Origin of the sequence: Shewanella sp. POL2 (genome assembly GCF_000282755.1) — a bacterium.
In the GTDB taxonomy this organism is placed as follows: Bacteria; Pseudomonadota; Gammaproteobacteria; order Enterobacterales; family Shewanellaceae; genus Shewanella; species Shewanella xiamenensis.
The window spans coordinates 67819-87621 of sequence record NZ_AKZL01000011.1 but is presented as its reverse complement, the minus strand read 5'-3'; the positions used below and the strand labels follow the sequence as shown (position 1 = coordinate 87621).

At 45.7% G+C, this 19803-nt stretch carries 16 protein-coding genes; 7 read left to right on the top strand and 9 right to left on the bottom strand.

All coding sequences use genetic code 11. The features are described 5' to 3' along the window. On the top strand, positions 1–2193 hold a 2193-nt coding region (gene topA / locus SHEWPOL2_RS04690; RefSeq protein WP_037426547.1), incomplete at its 5' end, for a type I DNA topoisomerase. 144 nt (positions 2194–2337) lie between these two features. Here the strand turns inward: topA and zomB are convergent. Continuing rightward, on the bottom strand, positions 2338–3117 hold the full coding sequence (gene zomB / locus SHEWPOL2_RS04685) for a flagellar motor control protein ZomB (protein WP_037419518.1): 780 nt from the start codon (positions 3115–3117) through the stop codon (positions 2338–2340). 227 nt (positions 3118–3344) lie between these two features. Here zomB and cysB point away from each other — a divergent pair, with 227 nt between their 5' ends. Next, positions 3345–4319 carry an HTH-type transcriptional regulator CysB gene (gene cysB, locus SHEWPOL2_RS04680; RefSeq protein ID WP_011622367.1) on the top strand — a complete coding sequence of 325 codons (975 nt, stop codon included), beginning with the start codon at positions 3345–3347 and terminating at the stop codon, positions 4317–4319. A gap of 87 nt (positions 4320–4406) precedes the next feature. On the opposite strand, the gene SHEWPOL2_RS04675 is transcribed toward cysB, so the two are convergent. From SHEWPOL2_RS04675 to SHEWPOL2_RS04660, 4 genes are all read right to left on the bottom strand, one after another. Next, positions 4407–5069: a response regulator transcription factor gene (locus SHEWPOL2_RS04675; RefSeq protein WP_037419521.1), complete on the bottom strand. Its 663-nt coding sequence runs from the start codon at positions 5067–5069 to the stop codon at positions 4407–4409. A 209-nt stretch (positions 5070–5278) separates the two neighbouring features. Next, on the bottom strand, positions 5279–5710 hold the full coding sequence (locus SHEWPOL2_RS04670) for an acyl-CoA thioesterase (protein WP_037419524.1): 432 nt from the start codon (positions 5708–5710) through the stop codon (positions 5279–5281). 149 nt (positions 5711–5859) lie between these two features. Further along, positions 5860–6924, bottom strand: a complete 1065-nt coding sequence (locus SHEWPOL2_RS04665) for a 3-deoxy-7-phosphoheptulonate synthase (RefSeq protein ID WP_037426544.1) — start codon at positions 6922–6924, stop codon at positions 5860–5862. Between the two features lie 181 nt (positions 6925–7105). Continuing rightward, positions 7106–7918, bottom strand: a complete 813-nt coding sequence (locus SHEWPOL2_RS04660; RefSeq protein WP_011072591.1) for a pyruvate, water dikinase regulatory protein — start codon at positions 7916–7918, stop codon at positions 7106–7108. A 124-nt stretch (positions 7919–8042) separates the two neighbouring features. On the opposite strand from SHEWPOL2_RS04660, the gene ppsA reads away from it, so the two are divergent. From ppsA to SHEWPOL2_RS04640, 4 genes are all read left to right on the top strand, one after another. Continuing rightward, complete coding sequence (gene ppsA, locus SHEWPOL2_RS04655; RefSeq protein ID WP_037426541.1) at positions 8043–10412, top strand: phosphoenolpyruvate synthase; 2370 nt, start codon at positions 8043–8045, stop codon at positions 10410–10412. A gap of 100 nt (positions 10413–10512) precedes the next feature. After that, a complete protein-coding gene (locus SHEWPOL2_RS04650; RefSeq protein WP_037426535.1) occupies positions 10513–13554 on the top strand; it encodes an FAD-binding and (Fe-S)-binding domain-containing protein in 3042 nt (1013 codons plus the stop codon). Positions 13555–13641: 87 nt separating this feature from the next. Continuing rightward, a complete protein-coding gene (locus SHEWPOL2_RS04645) occupies positions 13642–14130 on the top strand; it encodes a DUF1285 domain-containing protein (protein ID WP_037426531.1) in 489 nt (162 codons plus the stop codon). A 138-nt stretch (positions 14131–14268) separates the two neighbouring features. Further along, positions 14269–14694 carry a MarR family transcriptional regulator gene (locus SHEWPOL2_RS04640; RefSeq protein WP_037419357.1) on the top strand — a complete coding sequence of 142 codons (426 nt, stop codon included), beginning with the start codon at positions 14269–14271 and terminating at the stop codon, positions 14692–14694. Between the two features lie 25 nt (positions 14695–14719). On the opposite strand, the gene SHEWPOL2_RS04635 is transcribed toward SHEWPOL2_RS04640, so the two are convergent. Next, complete coding sequence (locus SHEWPOL2_RS04635; RefSeq protein WP_037419354.1) at positions 14720–15067, bottom strand: hypothetical protein; 348 nt, start codon at positions 15065–15067, stop codon at positions 14720–14722. Positions 15068–15262: 195 nt separating this feature from the next. Then, positions 15263–16297, bottom strand: coding sequence for a Glu/Leu/Phe/Val dehydrogenase dimerization domain-containing protein (locus SHEWPOL2_RS04630; RefSeq protein ID WP_037426528.1), 1035 nt, complete (start codon positions 16295–16297; stop codon positions 15263–15265). Between the two features lie 280 nt (positions 16298–16577). On the opposite strand from SHEWPOL2_RS04630, the gene SHEWPOL2_RS04625 reads away from it, so the two are divergent. Next, a complete protein-coding gene (locus SHEWPOL2_RS04625; RefSeq protein ID WP_037419348.1) occupies positions 16578–17030 on the top strand; it encodes a DUF4826 family protein in 453 nt (150 codons plus the stop codon). Between the two features lie 121 nt (positions 17031–17151). On the opposite strand, the gene SHEWPOL2_RS04620 is transcribed toward SHEWPOL2_RS04625, so the two are convergent. After that, positions 17152–18291 carry a cupin domain-containing protein gene (locus SHEWPOL2_RS04620; RefSeq protein ID WP_037426525.1) on the bottom strand — a complete coding sequence of 380 codons (1140 nt, stop codon included), beginning with the start codon at positions 18289–18291 and terminating at the stop codon, positions 17152–17154. Positions 18292–18411: 120 nt separating this feature from the next. Then, positions 18412–19782 carry an adenylosuccinate lyase gene (purB, locus tag SHEWPOL2_RS04615; RefSeq protein ID WP_037426522.1) on the bottom strand — a complete coding sequence of 457 codons (1371 nt, stop codon included), beginning with the start codon at positions 19780–19782 and terminating at the stop codon, positions 18412–18414. Between the last annotated feature and the right edge of the window lie 21 nt (positions 19783–19803).

Below are 19803 nucleotides of genomic sequence, written 5' to 3'. Positions count from 1 at the left end.
GAGATCACCAAATCTGCGATTCAAGAAGCCTTTAGTAAGCCTTCTTCCCTCGACACCAATATGGTTAATGCCCAACAGGCACGACGCTTTTTAGACCGTGTCGTCGGCTTTATGGTGTCACCACTGTTGTGGAAGAAGGTTGCCCGTGGTTTATCCGCAGGACGGGTGCAATCTGTGGCAGTGCGTCTCGTGGTGGAACGTGAAAGCGAAATCAAAGCCTTTGTGCCAGAAGAGTTTTGGGATGTGCATGCTGAGCTCAATACGCCAGCCAGCGAAGCACTGCGCATGGAAGTGGTTAAGTATTTAGATTCAGCTTTTGAGCCAACCAACGAGCAACAAGCGTTAGCTGCGGTGCAGGCCTTATCTTCGGCCAGCTTTAAAGTGATTGCCCGTGAAGACAAAGCGACTCAAAGTAAACCTTCTGCCCCCTTTATTACCTCCACCCTGCAACAAGCGGCCAGTACTCGTTTAGGCTTTGGTGTGAAGAAAACCATGATGATGGCGCAGCGCTTGTACGAAGCGGGTCACATCACGTATATGCGTACTGACTCGACAAACCTAAGCCAAGAGGCCTTAGGCAGCGTACGTGAGATGATTGGCAAGGAATACGGCGCCAAGTATTTACCTGCCGAGCCTATCCGCTACGGTTCTAAGGAAGGCGCACAAGAAGCGCACGAAGCGATTCGTCCTTCAAATGTCAATGTTGAAGCTGCGGCCTTAACTGATATGGAACGTGATGCGCAGCGCCTTTACGAGTTAATTTGGCGTCAGTTTGTCTCCTGCCAGATGACACCTGCCCAATACGATGCGACTAAACTCACGGTGAAAGCAGGCGACTACGAACTTAAAGCAACAGGACGCATCCTGCGCTTTGACGGTTGGACCCGTGTTCAAACTGCAATCAAGAAGAAAAACGAAGAAGACAATACGCTACCGGCAGTGAACGAAGGGGATGTATTATCTCTCGTTGAACTCGAGCCTAAACAACATTTTACTAAGCCTCCAGCGCGATACAGTGAAGCGTCATTGGTTAAAGAGTTAGAGAAGCGCGGTATTGGCCGTCCGTCAACCTACGCCACCATTATTTCGACGATCCAAGAACGTGGCTACGTGAAAGTGGAAAACCGCCGCTTCTACGCTGAAAAAATGGGCGAAATAGTCAGTGAACGCTTAGTCAATAGTTTTGCCGAGTTGATGAGCTATGACTTTACCGCCAGTATGGAACAGACCCTAGACGATGTTGCCAAGGGTGAGTTGGATTGGAAAAAAGTGCTCGATGGTTTCTATGCTGACTTCACTAAACAATTAGAGAAAGCAGAATTAGCACCGGAAGAGGGCGGTATGCGCCTCAATCAAATGGTGATGACCAATATTAAGTGCCCGACTTGCGGTCGTCCAATGGGGATCCGTACCGGCACAACAGGGGTATTCCTCGGTTGTTCTGGTTACGAGTTGCCACCAAAAGAGCGCTGCAAAACCACCATGAACTTAACGCCAGGCATTGAAGCGATCAGCGATAGTGAAGATGCCGAAACCGATGCATTGCGTGCCAAGCACCGCTGTGGTATTTGCGGCACGGCGATGGACAGTTATCTTATCGACGAAAAACGCAAACTGCATGTTTGTGGTAATAACCCTGTTTGTGAGGGGTATGAAGTCGAAGAAGGGCAATTTAAGATTAAAGGTTACGAAGGCCCATTAATCGAATGTGACCGCTGCGGTCATGATATGGAACTGAAAAACGGTCGTTTTGGTAAGTACTTCGGTTGTACGAATGCGGAATGCAAGAATACCCGTAAATTACTGAAAAACGGTGAAGCGGCGCCACCAAAAGAAGATCCTATTTACTTACCAGAGCTGAAATGCAGTAAGTCGGATGCGCACTTTGTGCTGCGTGACGGGGCGGCAGGGATATTCTTAGCGGCCAGTACCTTCCCTAAATCGAGGGAAACCCGTGCGCCACTGGTTGAAGAATTAGTGAAATACCGTGAACTCTTATGGCCTAAATATCAGTATCTTGCAGATGCACCTATCGCTGATGATGACGGCAATAAGGCGGCGGTGAAGTTTAGCCGTAAGACCAAAGAGCAATATGTGGCGACTGAAGTCGACGGTAAAGCCACTGGATGGTCCGCCCATTATGTTAGTGGTAAATGGGTAAGTGAATCATCAGCGAAGAAAGCGAAGAAATAAACATGTGCTTATGGGCATGTTCACAAATCGTCATTGAGGATGAACGCTTTGTGAATATGCTCTAGGTTGTGTTACTGCTTAAGTTAGATTTCAACCAATAAAAAAGCCAAGTCACTGACTTGGCTTTTGTGTTTTAAAGATTGATCACCATTTCTTTTTCGGTTGAAACAGCATATCGATATCGTCTTCTTCATTCTTGGGTTTAGGTGCACTGGGTGCAGTGAGTTTTTGTGCGCCCATAATTTCATCTAATAGCATTTTGGCTTCATCGACTTTACGGGCGATGAAGGGGTCGTTTGGCGTCTGCGCTTTAATCGCATGCAAAGTGGCTAATGCTTTAGTCACCATTTGCTTTGAAGATCCGTATTGCTTCATAAAACTTGCGGCGCGAGCACGTGACAACATAGAGTCAACGTTAATTCTGAGCTGTAAACTATCAATACGATTTTCTTCCTGACCAAACACCGCTGGGTCGACTCTCCCCTTGTTATGCTCTGCACGCAAAATGGCTTTTAACTTTTTTAACGTTTGTACCAACACTAACGTTTGTTTGTCGTTATCAGGCAATCTAAAATTCTCAATCGGCGGGACTTGAGGTGGGTTAGCTTGTAATGAATCAATTTGATTTTTGATATCGGCAAGTCGACGTTGAAAATCTGCTTGTTGTTGGCTTGTACTCAGTGATGTTGCCATTTCCAAAGCATCTTGAACACGGCGATAGAGCACTAACATTATATGTGTACTACAAGGTATCATCCCTGTATTGGATAATACGGTTTCTGTTTCATCAAGAATCGCACGTTGGCGGGCAAATTCAATCCTACGTTCAGCCTCTGCACGTTCTTTTTGTTGTTGTATTACGTTAATTCCGATAACAAGCAGTAATAGTGCACCGATGAGGATCAGAACCAAGGTGAATGTCATAGCTGTTCCATTATTTATCCAATTGAGCTAATGCTACAATAAATCAATAAACTAGCATAGTTATCTTAGCCTAGGTTATCATTTCTGTCGTTTGAAACATAAGACTTGTGCTCTATATTCCTATTTGCTTTAATTTTTACTATATACTATAACGATTGATTATAGCTGATACTGAGTGGTGCTATTTTAACCAATCCATTTCAGCCTGTTTGAGACAAGGACATAAGATGAAACTGCAACAGCTCAGGTATATTGCTGAGGTCGTAAAGCATAACCTTAACGTATCGGCCACAGCTGAAAATTTATACACATCACAGCCTGGGATCAGTAAGCAAGTTCGGATGTTGGAAGATGAATTAGGTATTCAAATATTTGGTCGCAGTGGTAAACATTTGACCCATGTGACGCCAGCGGGACAGCAGGTGATTAATATCGCCAATGACATCTTAGGTAAAGTTGAAAGTATTAAAAAAGTATCTGAGGAATATACAAAACCGGATCAAGGTGAATTGAATATTGCGACAACGGATACCCAAGCTCGCTATGCTTTACCCCATATCATTCGCCAGTTTATCGACCGTTATCCCAAAGTTAACCTACATATGCATCAGGGGACGCCATCGCAGATCAGTGAGCAGGCTGCCCGAGGTGATGCTGATTTTGCGATTGCGACCGAAGCGATGCATTTGTATTCCGATTTGATTATGTTGCCTTGTTATCACTGGAATCGCTCCGTCGTTGTGCCAAAAGATCATCCCTTGGCGACACGAACTCATATTAGTATTGAAGATTTAGCCCGTTTTCCATTAGTGACTTATGTGTTTGGATTTGATCGGGCATCGGAAATTGAGAAAGCGTTTAATCGTGCAAACCTTGAGCCGCGGGTTGTCTTTAGTGCTACCAGCGCTGATGTGCTGAAAACCTATGTGCGCTTAGGTTTAGGTGTAGGAGTGATTGCCTCTATGGCGATTGATCCAAATATTGATAAAGATTTAGTTGCCATCGATGCTGGCCATTTATTTGCCCATAGCACCACTAAAATTGGTTTCAGGAAGGGTAGTTTCTTACGAAGTTATATGTATGATTTTATTCAACACTTTGCGCCACATTTAACTCGTGATGTGGTTGAGAAGGCCGTCGCATTGCGTGATCAGCAATTAATTGATGAGATGTTTGCAGATAAAAATCTGCCTATGCGTTGAATAAGCTACGCTATTGGTGAAATTAATAAAAATGCCGCATCAATTGCGGCATTTTTATTGTGTTGAGAATTGAAATGACACGTACGACTATGACAAATCGACTTTATCCATTTCAAGCTGACTTAAAGCAATAACCGCTTGAGTGCGATTACGAACGCCTAGTTTTCTGAAAATGGCAGTGGCGTGAGCTTTTATGGTTGCTTCAGAAACACCTAAGTCATAGGCAATTTGTTTATTGAGCAAGCCCTCAGCAAACATTTGCAGTACTTTATATTGCTGCGGCGTGAGATCTGAGAGCTTACTGGCCATTTTATCAGTGCTGTCATCTTCGATAGGTATAATATCAGCACCTTTAGGTAGCCATAAATCCCCACATAAAACAGCGGTTAGGGCTTCTTTCAAGGTTTCCATCGACGCCGATTTAGGGATAAAACCGCTACCACCGTAGTGAATAGCACGGCTAATGGTATTGATATCCTCGTGGGCCGAAATCACGATAACAGGCAGCTCAGGGTAGTGAGAGCGCAGATGGATAAGCGTCGAATAGCCGTGGGAACCTGGCATCTGCAAATCCAGTAAAACCAAATCGTAGCTGACACTTTGTGAATCTAACACAGACTGCAACGCATCGGCACTGTCAGCCTCAAACCACTGGGTGCGCTCAAAGGCGCTACTGAGTGCTTGACGTAGTGCATTTCGAAACAATGGATGGTCGTCGGCAATAATTATATTTAAGTTTTCTAGCTTCATGGCTTTTTTGATTATGTTCGTGGCGCGTGAAGATTAAACCCAATGTAACAGAAAAGTAATCGAGGATCCTATTGGTTTATGCAGCAAGAAGGACAAAATTTTTATATGTTTCTGGTTGTTATACTTTTGTCTCGCTTAAATGAATGAATAAATTAGCCCTAAAACCTTGCTGTTAAAGGGCTAGAGTACGTTATTACGTAGTATAAATCTTATTCAGCCGTCCACACTTGGGTCGGATGGCGTTGTTCGTCTACCGCAACAAAGGTGAATACGCCACGGATCGCATGCTCACGGTGATCTTGGTACATGTCTTCGACAAAAATATTGACTTCGACCTTTAACGAGGTATTACCTACATGGATCACGCGGGCGATAAGCTCTGCTAAGGTACCCGCTGGAATAGGTTTTTTAAAGTCGATTCGATCAGAGCTGACTGTAACTAAGGCTTTACGGCAGAAACGAGTCGCAGCAATAAAAGCGGTTTCATCCATCCATGCTAGGGCTTCACCACCAAATAAGGTATTGTGGTGATTGGTGATAGAAGGAAATACGGCTTTGATTACCCGCGCTTCGGATTGATTGATTCGTTGTTCGATGGCATCGGAAAAAGCAGGGCGAGTAGAGTCGAGTGAATGTGGCATACGGCAACCTGAGGTTATGCATTTTCAAGAGGCGCGATTATAGTGAGTTTTCAATTTGAATGATATAAAACGACTATATCGTTAGGTTTTAAGACAAAACGAAAAGTAAAAAGGCTTCCAGTGGAAGCCTTTAGCGTTTGGTCATTGACTTATTTACCGAGAAGTTCACGCCTATCGCGTGAGGCTTTAGCCAGATCTCGCAGTAATTTTTCTGAGTCATCCCAATGTAAGCAGGCATCGGTAATGCTTTGGCCGTAGCATAAAGGTTGACCCTCAACCACTTTTTGATTGCCTTCCTGTAAGAAACTTTCTGCCATGATGCCGGCAATGGCCGTACTACCCGCGCGCATTTGCGCCATGATATTTTCAGCAACGACCAGTTGTTTTAGGTGATTTTTTTCACTGTTACCGTGGCTAAAATCAACCACCACACGCGGCGTTACATTGACAGACTCAAGTTTTAATCTTGCTTGTTCAATATCCTGCTCAAAGTAATTAGGTTTTTTACCACCGCGTAAAATAATGTGCCCATAAGGATTACCATGGGTACGATATACTGACATAGCGCCATCTTTATCTGGTGAATAGAAAATATGTGGCACTTTGGCGGCACGAACGGCATCAACGGCGATATTGATATTGCCATCGGTTCCATTTTTAAAACCCACAGGGCAGGAGAGTGCCGAGGCCATTTCGCGGTGGACTTGGCTTTCAGTGGTGCGAGCGCCGATAGCGCCCCAGGTGATTAAATCAGCAATATATTGACCGTTCACCATATCTAAAAACTCGGTGGCAATCGGCAATTTCAGCTCAGTGATTTGCTGTAGTAGCTGACGGGCAATACGCAATCCTTTATTGGGTTCAAAGCTGCCATCTAAGTCAGGATCGGAAATTAACCCTTTCCAGCCAACAATGGTGCGCGGCTTTTCAAAGTACACCCGCATTAAAATACAGAGATCGTCCTTTAACTCTTGATGCAGCACAGCTAAACGGCGGGCGTAGTCGAGGGCAGCTTGCGTATCATGGATAGAGCAAGGGCCAATGATCACCAGTAGACGATGATCTTCGCCCATAATAATGGCTTCAACTTCACGACGTTGCTGAACGAGGTAATCGGCTGCATCTTGGGTTAACGGGTACTCAGATGCCAGTTGTGCAGGTGAGATGACTTTAGCTAATAAGGAAGTGCGTAATTCGTCTGTTTTAATGGTCATTCAAAATACCGAGCTTGCGTGCGGCGCTTTTCGCCAGATTGCCTCGGATTATAACGAATCGAACAGCATTGCACAGTGCCAATTGTGTTAATTGTCGGCAACTGTGCAATGAATTTGATTTAAGTTAGACCTATTTAGCCTAAATCGAGGGACTCGATTGTCTCGTTCGAAATCATCAAGATTAGAACATATGACGTTCTAAGCCGGTGACATCCAAAATCTTAGTGGCGATTTCTTCGACCGAGTGGTTGGTGGTATCGATATAGGGAATACGTTCACGTTTGAACATCATCTCGACTTCTTTTACCTCTAAACGACACTGCTTTAAGGAAGAGTAGCGACTGTTTTCCATCCGACTTTGGCGGATTTCATGTAAGCGTACCGGATCGATGGTCAACCCAAACAATTTTTTCTTATTGCGTTTTAAGGCTTCGGGCAGTTTAAGGTTATCCATATCGTCTTCGGTGAACGGGTAGTTAGCCGCTTTTATACCAAACTGCATCGATAAATAAAGGCTGGACGGGGTTTTACCGCAGCGAGACACGCCCAGCAGGATCAAATCGGCCTGATCCATATGCTTCATGGTTTGGCCATCATCATTATCCATCGCAAAATTGATGGCATCGATACGGGCTTCATAACCCTGATTGGCTTTACCGTGGGTGCGGTGTAATACAGGCGATGCACTTACGCCTAAATGTTGTTCAAGTGGAGCGACGAAGGTATTTAAAAAATCGTAATCGAGACCTTCACTCGAATAAATGATGTCCCGAATTTCCGGTTTAACGATTGAATGGAACACTAAGGGGCGTTCGCCTGTTGTAATAAAACAATCATTAATTTGTCGTTTAACGTTTTCAGCTTTTGCCAATGTTTCAACAAATGGAATTGTAAGTGACTCAAATTCTAATGGAAATTGCGAGAGAACTGCATGCCCAAAAACCTCTGCTGTGATCGCTGTGCCGTCGGAGATGTAAAATACCTTTGGTGCCATACTGACCTCTTGTAGTAATAAAATTACAAATAAAATTATAGATTTACGCTTCTTCAGCGGGAGTGTAAAATGCCGCTGCCCTCGTGTGAAGGGGCCACTGAAATAAACTTGCGGAGATAGAACTGTGCAGCAATACGTACTCTGGTATCAGGAATTAGGCATGGGTGACGTCAACTTGGTTGGCGGTAAAAATGCTTCTCTTGGCGAGATGATCAGCAATCTAGCTAATGCCGGTGTTCAAGTACCTGGCGGATTTGCGACTACTTCTTATGCGTTCAATGAGTTCCTTGAACAAAGTGGAGTAAACCAGAAGATTTATGACATTCTAGCCACACTGGATGTAGATGATGTCAATGCACTGGCAAAAGTAGGTGCACAGATCAGACAATGGGTGATTGACACCCCATTCCAACCAGCTTTAGAGCAAGCCATTCGTGAAGCTTACGATAAACTTGCCGCTGAAACTAGCGATGCATCATTTGCAGTACGTTCTTCTGCTACCGCAGAAGATATGCCAGATGCTTCTTTTGCTGGTCAGCAAGAAACCTTCTTAAACGTGAAAGGATTTGACTCTGTACTCGTGGCGATTAAGCACGTGTTTGCGTCACTCTTTAACGACCGTGCAATTTCATACCGTGTTCACCAAGGTTATGAGCACCACGGTGTTGCCCTGTCTGCCGGCGTACAACGCATGGTTCGTTCAGACAAAGCGGCATCAGGTGTTATGTTCACCATGGACACTGAATCAGGCAACAACGATGTGGTGTTTATCACTTCATCTTTCGGTCTGGGTGAAATGGTTGTTCAAGGTGCGGTAAACCCTGACGAATTCTATGTCCACAAACCTATCCTTTCTCAAGGTCATAAAGCCGTTGTTCGCCGTAATATCGGTAGTAAGCTCATCCAGATGGTGTATTCCGATGATGCTGCTCACGGCAAACAAGTGAAAATTGAAGACGTTGCTGCTGAAAAACGTCGTCAATTCTCCATCAACGACGCCGAAGTGATGGAACTGGCTAAACAAGCAATGGTTATCGAAAAACACTACGGTCGTCCAATGGACATCGAGTGGGCGAAAGACGGTAACGATGGCAAACTCTATATCGTTCAAGCGCGTCCAGAAACGGTTCGTAGCCGTGAAGACGTACAATTAATTGAACGTTACCACTTAAAGAGCCGTGGCGCAGTGATCTCTGAAGGTCGTGCTATCGGTCATAAAGTGGGTTCAGGTGTGGCTAAGGTACTAACCTCTATCGCGGATATGGATCAAATCCAACCAGGTGATGTGTTAGTGACCGACATGACTGACCCAGATTGGGAACCTATCATGAAGCGCGCCAGCGCCATCGTGACTAACCGTGGCGGTCGTACCTGTCACGCGGCGATTATTGCCCGTGAATTAGGTGTACCAGCGGTAGTTGGTTGTGGCGACGTGACCGACCGTATCAAAAATGGTCAGTTAGTGACTGTTTCTTGCGCCGAAGGTGACACTGGTTACATCTACGAAGGTAAGCAAGAGTTCGAAGTAGTGTCTAACCGCGTTGACGCATTGCCTGCGTTACCGATGAAAATCATGATGAACGTGGGTAACCCAGATCGCGCCTTCGACTTTGCTCGTTTACCAAACGAAGGTGTGGGTCTAGCGCGTTTAGAGTTCATCATCAACCGCATGATCGGTATTCACCCGAAAGCGTTGCTTGAATTCAACCAACAGGACGCTGCCTTGCAGGAAGAAATCAACGAGATGATCGCAGGTTACGACTCTCCAGTTGAGTTCTACATTGCCCGCTTAGTCGAAGGTATCGCCTCAATTGGTTCAGCTTTCTATCCGAAGAAAGTGATCGTACGTATGTCAGACTTCAAGTCTAACGAATACGCAAACTTAGTCGGTGGTGACCGTTATGAGCCAGAAGAAGAAAACCCAATGCTCGGCTTCCGTGGTGCAAGCCGTTACATCTCTGAATCATTCCGCGATTGTTTCGCGTTAGAATGTGAAGCGATTAAGCGTGTGCGTAACGAAATGGGGCTGAAAAACGTTGAAGTGATGATCCCATTCGTTCGTACCGTGAAAGAAGCCGAGCAAGTGATTGAACTGCTGAAAGAGCAGGGCTTAGAGCGTGGTAAAGATGGTCTGCGCGTCATCATGATGTGTGAAGTACCGTCAAACGCGCTGTTAGCCGATCAATTCCTTGAGCACTTCGATGGTTTCTCTATCGGCTCAAATGACTTAACACAGTTAACACTCGGTCTTGACCGTGACTCAGGCATCATCAGCCACTTGTTTGATGAGCGTAACGAAGCGGTGAAAATCCTGCTGTCTATGGCCATTAAAGCGGCTAAGGCCAAGGGTGCTTATATCGGTATTTGTGGTCAAGGACCTTCAGATCACGCCGATTTCGCGGCTTGGTTAGTTGAACAAGGCATCGATACCGTATCGTTAAACCCTGATACCGTAATTGATACTTGGTTATATTTAGCCGAAGCGCACGCTTGATCTAGGCCGTAATTTTATCAAGGTGTTAAAAAAGCCGCTTTTTAGCGGCTTTTTTTTTGTTTATAATGGGCCGCATAACAATAATTGACTGAAGCCGCCCATGTTACCTCTGTTATCACATCAACAAACCTTAGAACCTGTTTATCTGGCCTATCTTGATGCTTTAGAACAAAGTGCCTATGAAGGTGATATTGATAAGCGCTACAGCGCGCGCTTAGTGCAAGCCACGGATAACTCCGTCTATCAATTTTTGCCCCAAGCGGTGCTTTATCCTAAACATCAAAAGGATATCGAGATAGCGCTTAAACTTGCTACGAAAGCAGAGTTTGTGGGTGTGACTTTTAGTGCCAGAGGTGGCGGAACAGGCACTAATGGGCAGTCGCTGACCCACGGTTTGATCCTCGATGTGTCTCGTTATATGAATCGTGTGTTGGAAGTGAATCCTGAGCAGGGCTGGGTTAGGGTTGAAGCAGGGGTCATTAAAGATGCGCTAAATGATGCGCTGCGTCCCCATGGATTCTTCTTTAGTCCCGATCTCTCAACTTCAAACCGCGCCACTATTGGCGGTATGATCAACACCGACGCCTCGGGCGCAGGCTCTTTGGTGTATGGTAAAACTTCCGACCATGTACTGGCACTGCGCAGTGTATTGATAGATGGCAGTGTGTTAGATACTCGTCCCCTCGATGCGGGTCTGTTATGTAATCCCGATAACGTGAGTGAAAATCCGCTTGGACAAAAACTGATTTCGGCTATTGCAAAGGTATGCCGTGAGAAGCGCGCGCTCATTGAGCAACAATTCCCTAAACTCAATCGATTTTTAACTGGATATGACTTAAAGAATGTCTGGAATGAAGGCTTAACTCAGTTCGACCTTTCACGCATTTTAACAGGCTCTGAAGGCACGCTGGCGGTTATCACCGAAGCGAAACTCAACATTACACCACTGCCGAGTGAGCGGGCGATGGTGAATATTAAGTACGATTCCTTCCAGTCTGCGCTGCGTCATGCACCTTCCTTAGTGGCTGCGCGGGCTACGGTTGTCGAAACCGTGGACTCTAAAGTGCTTAATCTTGCCCGCGAGGACATTGTTTGGCATTCGGTTTCCGACCTTATTCAAGAAGTGCCGGGTAAAGTCATCGATGGCCTGAATATGGTCGAGTTTGCTGGTGATACGGCAGAAGTTGAGCAAAAACTCGCGAGTCTTGAGGCTGTATTGACCGAGCAAATTGGTCGCGGTGAATGTGGTGTCGTGGGTTATCAAGTCACTCAAGATAAGGCCAGCATTGAGAAAATCTATGGCATGCGTAAAAAGGCCGTTGGATTGCTCGGTGCTACCAAGGGACGTCGCAAACCCATTGCATTTGCCGAAGATACTGCTGTGCCACCTGAAAAACTTGCCGATTATATTATGGAGTTTCGTGCGCTACTCGATAGTCACAATTTGCAATACGGTATGTTTGGCCATGTGGATGCAGGCGTATTACACGTGCGCCCAGCACTCGATATGTGCGATGTCGAAGATGAAAAACTGCTAAGGGTGATTTCTGATCAAGTTGCAGCACTGACGCTCAAATACGGCGGCCTGATGTGGGGCGAGCATGGTAAGGGCGTGCGTGGCGAATACGGCCCATCGGTATTTGGCGATGAACTTTATGGCGTGCTGCAAGATATTAAAGGTCTATTTGACCCTGATAACAGGCTTAATCCCGGCAAGTTAGTGGCGCCCAAGCAAGTCGGCAGCTTGGCATTTGATGTGGATAGTACCAAGCGCGGCAAGTTTGACAGACAAATTCCCGTTGAAGTACGCGATGCCTATCCCGATGTGATGAACTGTAACGGTAATGGCCTGTGCTTTAACTACAGCAGTTTCTCACCTATGTGTCCGTCATTTAAAGTGACGGGGGACAGAGTTCAGTCGCCTAAAGGTCGCGCGGGCTTAATGCGTGAGTGGCTGCGTTTGCTTGAGTCGGAAGGGGTCGATGTGAACGCGCTGGCGAAAGCTAAACCCTTAGGTATTTTGCAGCGTATGCAAAATACCATCAATGCGAAGCGCGATTACGATTATTCCCACGAAGTGATGGAATCGCTGAAGGGCTGTCTTGCGTGTAAGGCTTGCTCGAGCCAGTGCCCGGTTAAAGTGGATGTACCTAAGTTTAGGGCGCAATTCTTTAATATTTACTATCAACGTTATCTGCGTCCCGCCAAGGATTACCTGGTTGCGGGCATAGAAGACAGCTTACCTCTGATGGCTGCTGCGCCAAGGCTGACCAATTTCGCCTCGCAAAACCCACTCAGTCAATGGGTCATCAAAAAGGCTATTGGCTATGTGGATGCGCCAGCGCTGTCGGTGCCAACCTTAAAACAACGACTCGATGGCCATGCGAGCCGCGGCTATGATCTGGCGGCATTGCAGGCCATCCCCGCCGATGAGAGGGCAAAATTTGTATTAGTTGTACAAGATCCCTTCAACAGTTTCTACGATGCGGGCTTGGTGTATCGCTTTATCCAATTGATTGAAACCTTAGGATTAAAACCCGTTCTACTGCCATTTAAGCCCAACGGTAAACCGACCCATATCAAGGGCTTCTTGGATAAATTTGCCAAAACGGCGCAGTCGAGTGCGGATTTCTTAAATCAAGTGCATAAGTTAGGCATGCCGATGGTTGGGATCGATCCCGCCTTAGTGCTTTGTTATCGCGATGAATATAAAGAAATTTTAGGGGCTAACCGCGGCGCATTTGAGGTTAAACTGGCTAATGAATGGTTGCTTGGCATACTGCAGGATATTCCTACTAAGGCCATGCAAGATAAACAATTTACTTGGTTTAGCCATTGTACTGAGTCTACGGCTAAGCCTAATACCGCCAATGAGTGGAGCAAAATTTTCACTCACTTTGGCGCTAAATTAACGGCGGTGAATCTGGGCTGTTGCGGCATGGCGGGTACCTACGGCCATGAGGCTGAGAATCTTGAACGTTCTAAGACCTTGTTTGATATGTCGTGGAAAGACACTTTAAGCAAGATAGACGCGTCGCAGGTGCTAGTCTCTGGCTACTCCTGTCGCAGCCAAGTGAAACGTTTCGCCGGTTATAAGCCCAAACATCCATTAGAGGCTTTATTGGAGCTCGTTAAGGCGTAATGCAATTTGTATTAGGGATTGGATAATCCCTAAGGCAATGCCACACTAAACCAGTCGTCAGGCTGGTTTTTTTATTGAGGGGACGCTATGGAAAAACACACGGACAATGTTATCGACACGCTACAGGCATTCACCAGCAAGCCAGCGCCGGATGTTGTCACACAGCCAACGGCGCTGTGTAGTGAAGTCGCGTTATTTCGTATCCAACTCTCCGGTGACTGGATATATCAGGACAGCCCATTGCCGACCAAGTTTGCCAAGTTATTTGCCAGTATTTTACATGGCATCGATGGCGAACATTTTCTGATCACGCCAGTCGAGAAGGTGCGAGTCGAGGTGGATGATGCGCCACTGGTAATTGTCGATTATGTGAAGAATGACACTGCGCCAAGTTTGACGCTCAAAAGCAGTATTGGGACTGAGCACCATATTGCCGACTTCAATCGATTAATGCTGACCGACTTTGGGATTTATCTGCCGTTAGAACGTGGTCTATGGGGAAAATTGAGCCGTGCCTGCTACTACAATTTTGTGAATGAATTCAATTTAACCGATGAAGGTGGCCTCAGTGCTTAAAGATTTTGATTGTAATAACTTGGGGAGGCTGACTAGTTTATTATGGGTTAAGTGATAGTATTAAAACTAACCTTAGCCAATCCTACTCGGGTTTAGGTTTGTGTCGATTGGTCTAAATGTTGTTTTCGGAGGTGCTGTTTGAACCGTTATGAAAGCTTAGGCTATCTTGTTTCGCACTTAAATATTGAGCTGCAAAATGAACTCGATTTGCAGTTGAAACGCTATCAGCTCGACATTAAGTTGTGGCCAGTATTATTCGCGCTTTGGCAGGAGGAGGGGATTACTCAGACCGAGTTGTCCAAACGTTGTGATGTAGCGAACTATACTATGACCCGTTTGCTCGATCAGTTGCAGGTGCAAGGCCTCATCACCCGCCATCAAGAACTCGATAATCGCCGAGCTTTCCAGATTTTTCTCACCGATGAGGCCAAGGCGCTGGAGCAGGATTTGATCCGTGAGGCCGAGCGCGTCAATGAAAAGTTTCTTGCTAATCTTACTGAAGATGAACGAAGTTATTTTATTAAGCTTTTGAATAAAATAAATAAACTGTCATCTAATCCGTAAGTTTTATTGTGCTTCTTTCGGTTATTTACAGTGGGAGTAGCATAAAAAGTAACACTAAACTTGACCCCAGTAATAACCCTTGCTGCAGTAACCGTTGCCGCTGCATTAAGCTATTTTTTCCCTGTTTCAGACTAGTGATTAGCTGATTACGCTTATAAATACGGCAAGTTAACTCATTTGTGAAGGGGTCAATAAATAACTTACATAGGCATTGCCCACCATCTTTCAATTTGATCAAATGTTCACTTTGATGGCTAAAATTAAGTTTGCGCGAAACCATTTGGCCATTGATATAGACTCTCTCCAAACCCGACCAATCACTTGCTTGTAATTCAAGTGAATCTTTCCCCAGCTCATATTTGAAACTGACCATAGTGGCACCTTCTCCGTGACTGACGAGTAGTTAATTCAAGCAGAGACATATAGGGTTTTCCACTACAGAAAAGTGAATTTTACGTGGCGTTTTGGTATCTGATTGGTATTGAGAGGAATTTATTTTTTAGATGGATAAGTGGAGCGAGGGAAGTGGTTGAGGCGGACAACGACTCGTTGTCCGCCTACCGCATGATTAAGCTTTGGCCGCTTGGTAAATGGCACGGGCCATTTCGTCAGCTACTGCACCTGTCGTGCGGTTTTCAGCATCGGCCTTAGCAAAAATCTTCAGCAGCGTGTTGTAGATTTCTCTGACCTTAGCTTCTGATTTTGCTGCGTCATAATCTTTTTCAAATGACACGTTGATAATGCCGCCAGCGTTAATCACATAATCTGGCGCATACAGAATGCCCATTTCTTTTAACTGCTCGCCATGGCGGACTTCGGCTAATTGGTTGTTGGCGCAACCCGCAACAATCTTAGCTTTGAGTTGTGGTAGGGTAACATCGTTTAGAGTTGCACCTAGTGCACATGGCGCATAGACATCCACGTCTTGGGCATAGATATCCTGTGGAGCAACAACGATGGCGCCAAAGTCGGTAGCTACTTTATCCAGTGATGCTTGGTGAATATCGGTAACAATCAGCTGTGCACCTTCTTCATGCAAATGTTTACACAGGTAGTAACCTACATGGCCCACACCTTGAACGGCGATCTTAAGGCCTTTTAAGCTGTCTAAATCGAGTTTATGTTTAACTGCAGCCTTGATCCCTAAATAGGTGCCTAGTGCTGTAAATGGTGATGGATCGCCACTCTTGCCTTCAAGCCCTGCCATGTAAGGTGTTTCTTGATGGGCAATCATGATATCAGCGGTCGTGGTGCCCACGTCTTCAGCAGAATAGTAACGTCCACCGAGGCTATTGATAAAACGGCCAAAGGCACGGAAAAGGGCTTCGCGATCAGGACGCTTAGGATCGGCAATAATCACTGACTTACCACCGCCCATGGTTAAACCGGCGAGGGCATTTTTGTAAGTCATACCACGGGAGAGGCGTAATACGTCTGTCAGGGCTTCATCATCGGATTGATAATTCCACATCCGGCATCCACCCACAGCTGGACCTAAGTTGGTGTTATGGATGGCAACAATGGCTTTTAAGCCACTTTCTTTATCATGACAGAATACGACCTGTTCATGTTCATCAAAGGATACATGATTAAATACAGCCACGTGAAGTTCTCCGCTATACACAATAAAACGTCGATGGAACGACTTCCCATCGACAGCTCGTTATATTTATTGCAGAACCATAGCATTTAGCGATACTCTCAACCATGCATAATGACCGAATAAATAGATTATTTGTGGCAATCTAGCTTTCCACTTTACGTAAACGTAAGCTTAGAGATGCGAAACCAATTTTAACTGATGATATTTTCAGACATTAGTATGATTCGCGTGCTGTCCCAAGAATGAGAGCCGCGCTATAACAATAAGATAGGACGGAAGTATGACTGAACAAGCTGTCGATCAAGCTCAACCAACAATCTCTCCTGAAGAAATGGAGAAATTGCGCCAAGAGTGGGTCAGAACACAATTCCAAAAGGCGAACCGTTTTTTAGCGGAAAAAGGGGTCATCCCCAGCAAGGTTTTAGCCGATGAGAGCCGTTATCTTGCACCTTATTTAGCGATTTGGAAGATGGAATCCAAACGTCCTACGACCAAAACCTATTGGGTGATGTCAGGCGATTTACCATCGGATTTTGTGGATGTCAAAGTGGCTAAAACGGCGCGTGATGCGGTTCGTCATTTCTCGATGATGTGGCAAATGCAGGCTGAAAATTTGATCCGTTCAGGCGCAACCAGACGCGATGCAACCCAGGCAAAATTTGCCCAGTTATTAGTATCCCGTGCAGAGAGTTTATATCGTATGCACAATGATGAAAAACTGTGGAATAGCTAGATTTCCTTGTGTTAAGTCATAAAACCAAAGGCACTCGATTGAGTGCCTTTGTTGTTTCAGTCTGTCTCAAGCGTTGTGTTCTACGTTGAGCATACCGACGGTTTCATTCCATATTAAAGGATTACGCTTCTTCATCACTTAAATAGTATAAACCTTGATTAATCAGTTCCAGCAACAGCTGTTGTACTTCATCATGTTCGCATAACGCCAAAGCCATCTCGCTATCAAAGCTGACATGATCGCTTAACTGTACAAGCACCGCTTCGGGTGTATTGGGCAGATCATAGATTTCGCCATTAATGAATAAGCGCGAGTGAGCATCATTCTCTAAACGTAGTACTTTTAAACCGCCAATGCGATTTACACCAGCGCCTTGTTCAAAGGCATCTTGCAGATCGTCGATGCTATAGGCTTCTTCGCCTTCACAAATATCTAATTCGAATCGGTTTTGGCTTAGCAGTTTACCTAGCACAACCTGATAACTCGCAGGATCTTGGGCAAGCTGGCTTAACAGCGACATAATGCCGAGTTGATGATCTTGGCTAATAATGCCCGGATTTGCTGGCTCGGATGCGGAGGTAAAACGCTGTTGCCCCAAATTTTTGTCGAGTAAATAGTCGGCCACTTCGCTGACTAATTCTTGCTGACTGGGTGCGCGATAACCAATTGAATAGCTCAAGGCTAAGGTTAAGGTTTCACCGCAGTGTGGGAATCCTGGCGGAATATAAAGCATATCGCCTTTCTCTAACACCATATCAATGATGGGGTCAAAGTCTTCAACCAGAGGTGAATTAGGATTACCGCCACGACGTTGTTGTGGGGTGTTGTCACCTACGGTCCAGCGGCGCTGACCTTCGCCTTGAATAATAAACACATCGTAGTTGTCGATATGGGGACCGACACCGCCACTTGGAGTGGCAAATGACACCATCAAATCATCGAATCGCCAATCGGGGAGAAAACGAAAGGCCTCAACGAGGGGTTGTGAGTCGGGATACCAATGGTTAACCGCTTGCACCAATAATTGCCAGTGGGTTTCACCGTAATTGTCGTAATCCTCAAAGGGGCCTTGGATCACTTCCCAGTTATCTTTTTGGGTAACGACGATGCGCGAAGTGATTTCTTCTTCGCAGGCTAGGCCGGCCAGCTCATCGGCACTGATTGGATCTTCAAAGTGAGGAAAAGCGCCTTTGATGACCACAGGTTTTTGTTGCCAGTAATCCTTGAGGAACTGAGCAATATCGAGATTGAGTTTATACATAGTGTCAAAAAAGGCGACTACATCCTTAACAATGTAACCGCCTCAATCCTTATTTAGGCTAGATAATAAGCTAAGCATGTCAGCTTAGCGTTAAACGAAGCGTTAGCCGTAAACTGAACTTTAGTTAAGTTCGTCAACGAATGCTTCTGCACGGCCAATATAGTTGGCTGGCGTCATCTTCTTCAGCTCAGCCTTCACGTCTTCTGGCAGGGCTAAACCGTCGATAAATTCGGCAAGTTGCTTGGCGTCGATGCGTTTACCGCGTGTCAATTCTTTTAACTTCTCGTATGGCTTTTCAATACCATAGCGACGCATCACGGTTTGTACTGGCTCAGCCAATACTTCCCAGTTTTGATCGAGCTCGGCACGTAAATGCTCTTCATTCACTTGTAACTTGCTGATGCCTTTTAAGGTCGCTTGGTAAGCGATCAGCGAGTGGGCGATACCCACACCTAAGTTACGCAGTACGGTGGAATCGGTTAAGTCACGTTGCCATCTTGAAACGGGTAGTTTTGCGGCTAAATGTTGCATCAACGCATTGGCAATACCTAAGTTACCCTCAGAGTTTTCAAAGTCGATAGGGTTGACCTTGTGTGGCATGGTTGATGAGCCAATTTCACCGGCAATGGTACGTTGCTTGAAGTGACCTAAGGCAATATAACCCCAAACGTCACGGTCGAAATCGAGCAGAATAGTGTTGAAACGCGCAATCGCATCAAAGAGCTCTGCAATGTAATCATGCGGTTCGATTTGAGTGGTGTATGCGTTCCAGTGCAGGCCAAGGCTTGTCACAAAACGTTCAGACAGTGCATGCCAGTTCACTTCTGGGTATGCAGATATGTGCGCGTTGTAGTTACCTACGGCGCCGTTAATTTTCCCCATGATTTCAACTGCCGCGATTTGCTTGATTTGGCGCTCTAAACGCACGGCTACGTTAGCCATTTCCTTGCCTAAGGTTGAAGGCGAGGCTGGCTGACCGTGGGTACGTGACATCAAAGGTACTGAGCGGTATTCAACGGCCAGTTTTTTGATGGCGCTGAGCAGTTCATTGCAATAAGGCAGTACCACTTGCTCGCGGGCTTCAGTCAACATTAAACCATGGCTTAAGTTGTTGATATCTTCAGAAGTACAAGCAAAGTGAACAAATTCACCGACAGCGGCGAGTTCAGCGTTGTCTGCGATTTTTTCTTTGATAAAGTATTCAACTGCTTTCACGTCGTGGTTGGTGGTGCTTTCAATGGCTTTCACGCGAAGCGCATCTTGCTCACTGAAATTGTCTTTAATGGCATCGAGAAGCGCGATCGCTGACTCGCTTAATGGTGGCACTTCGGTGATTTCTGGGCAATCAGCGAGTAACTTTAACCAGTTGATTTCAACTTGAACACGGTACTTAGTAAGACCGAACTCGCTGAAAATCCCTCGCAATGACGCTGTTTTACTACCGTAACGGCCGTCTACCGGAGAGATAGCAGTTAGTGCGGAAAGATCCATGTGAAGCTCCTTGATGAAAAC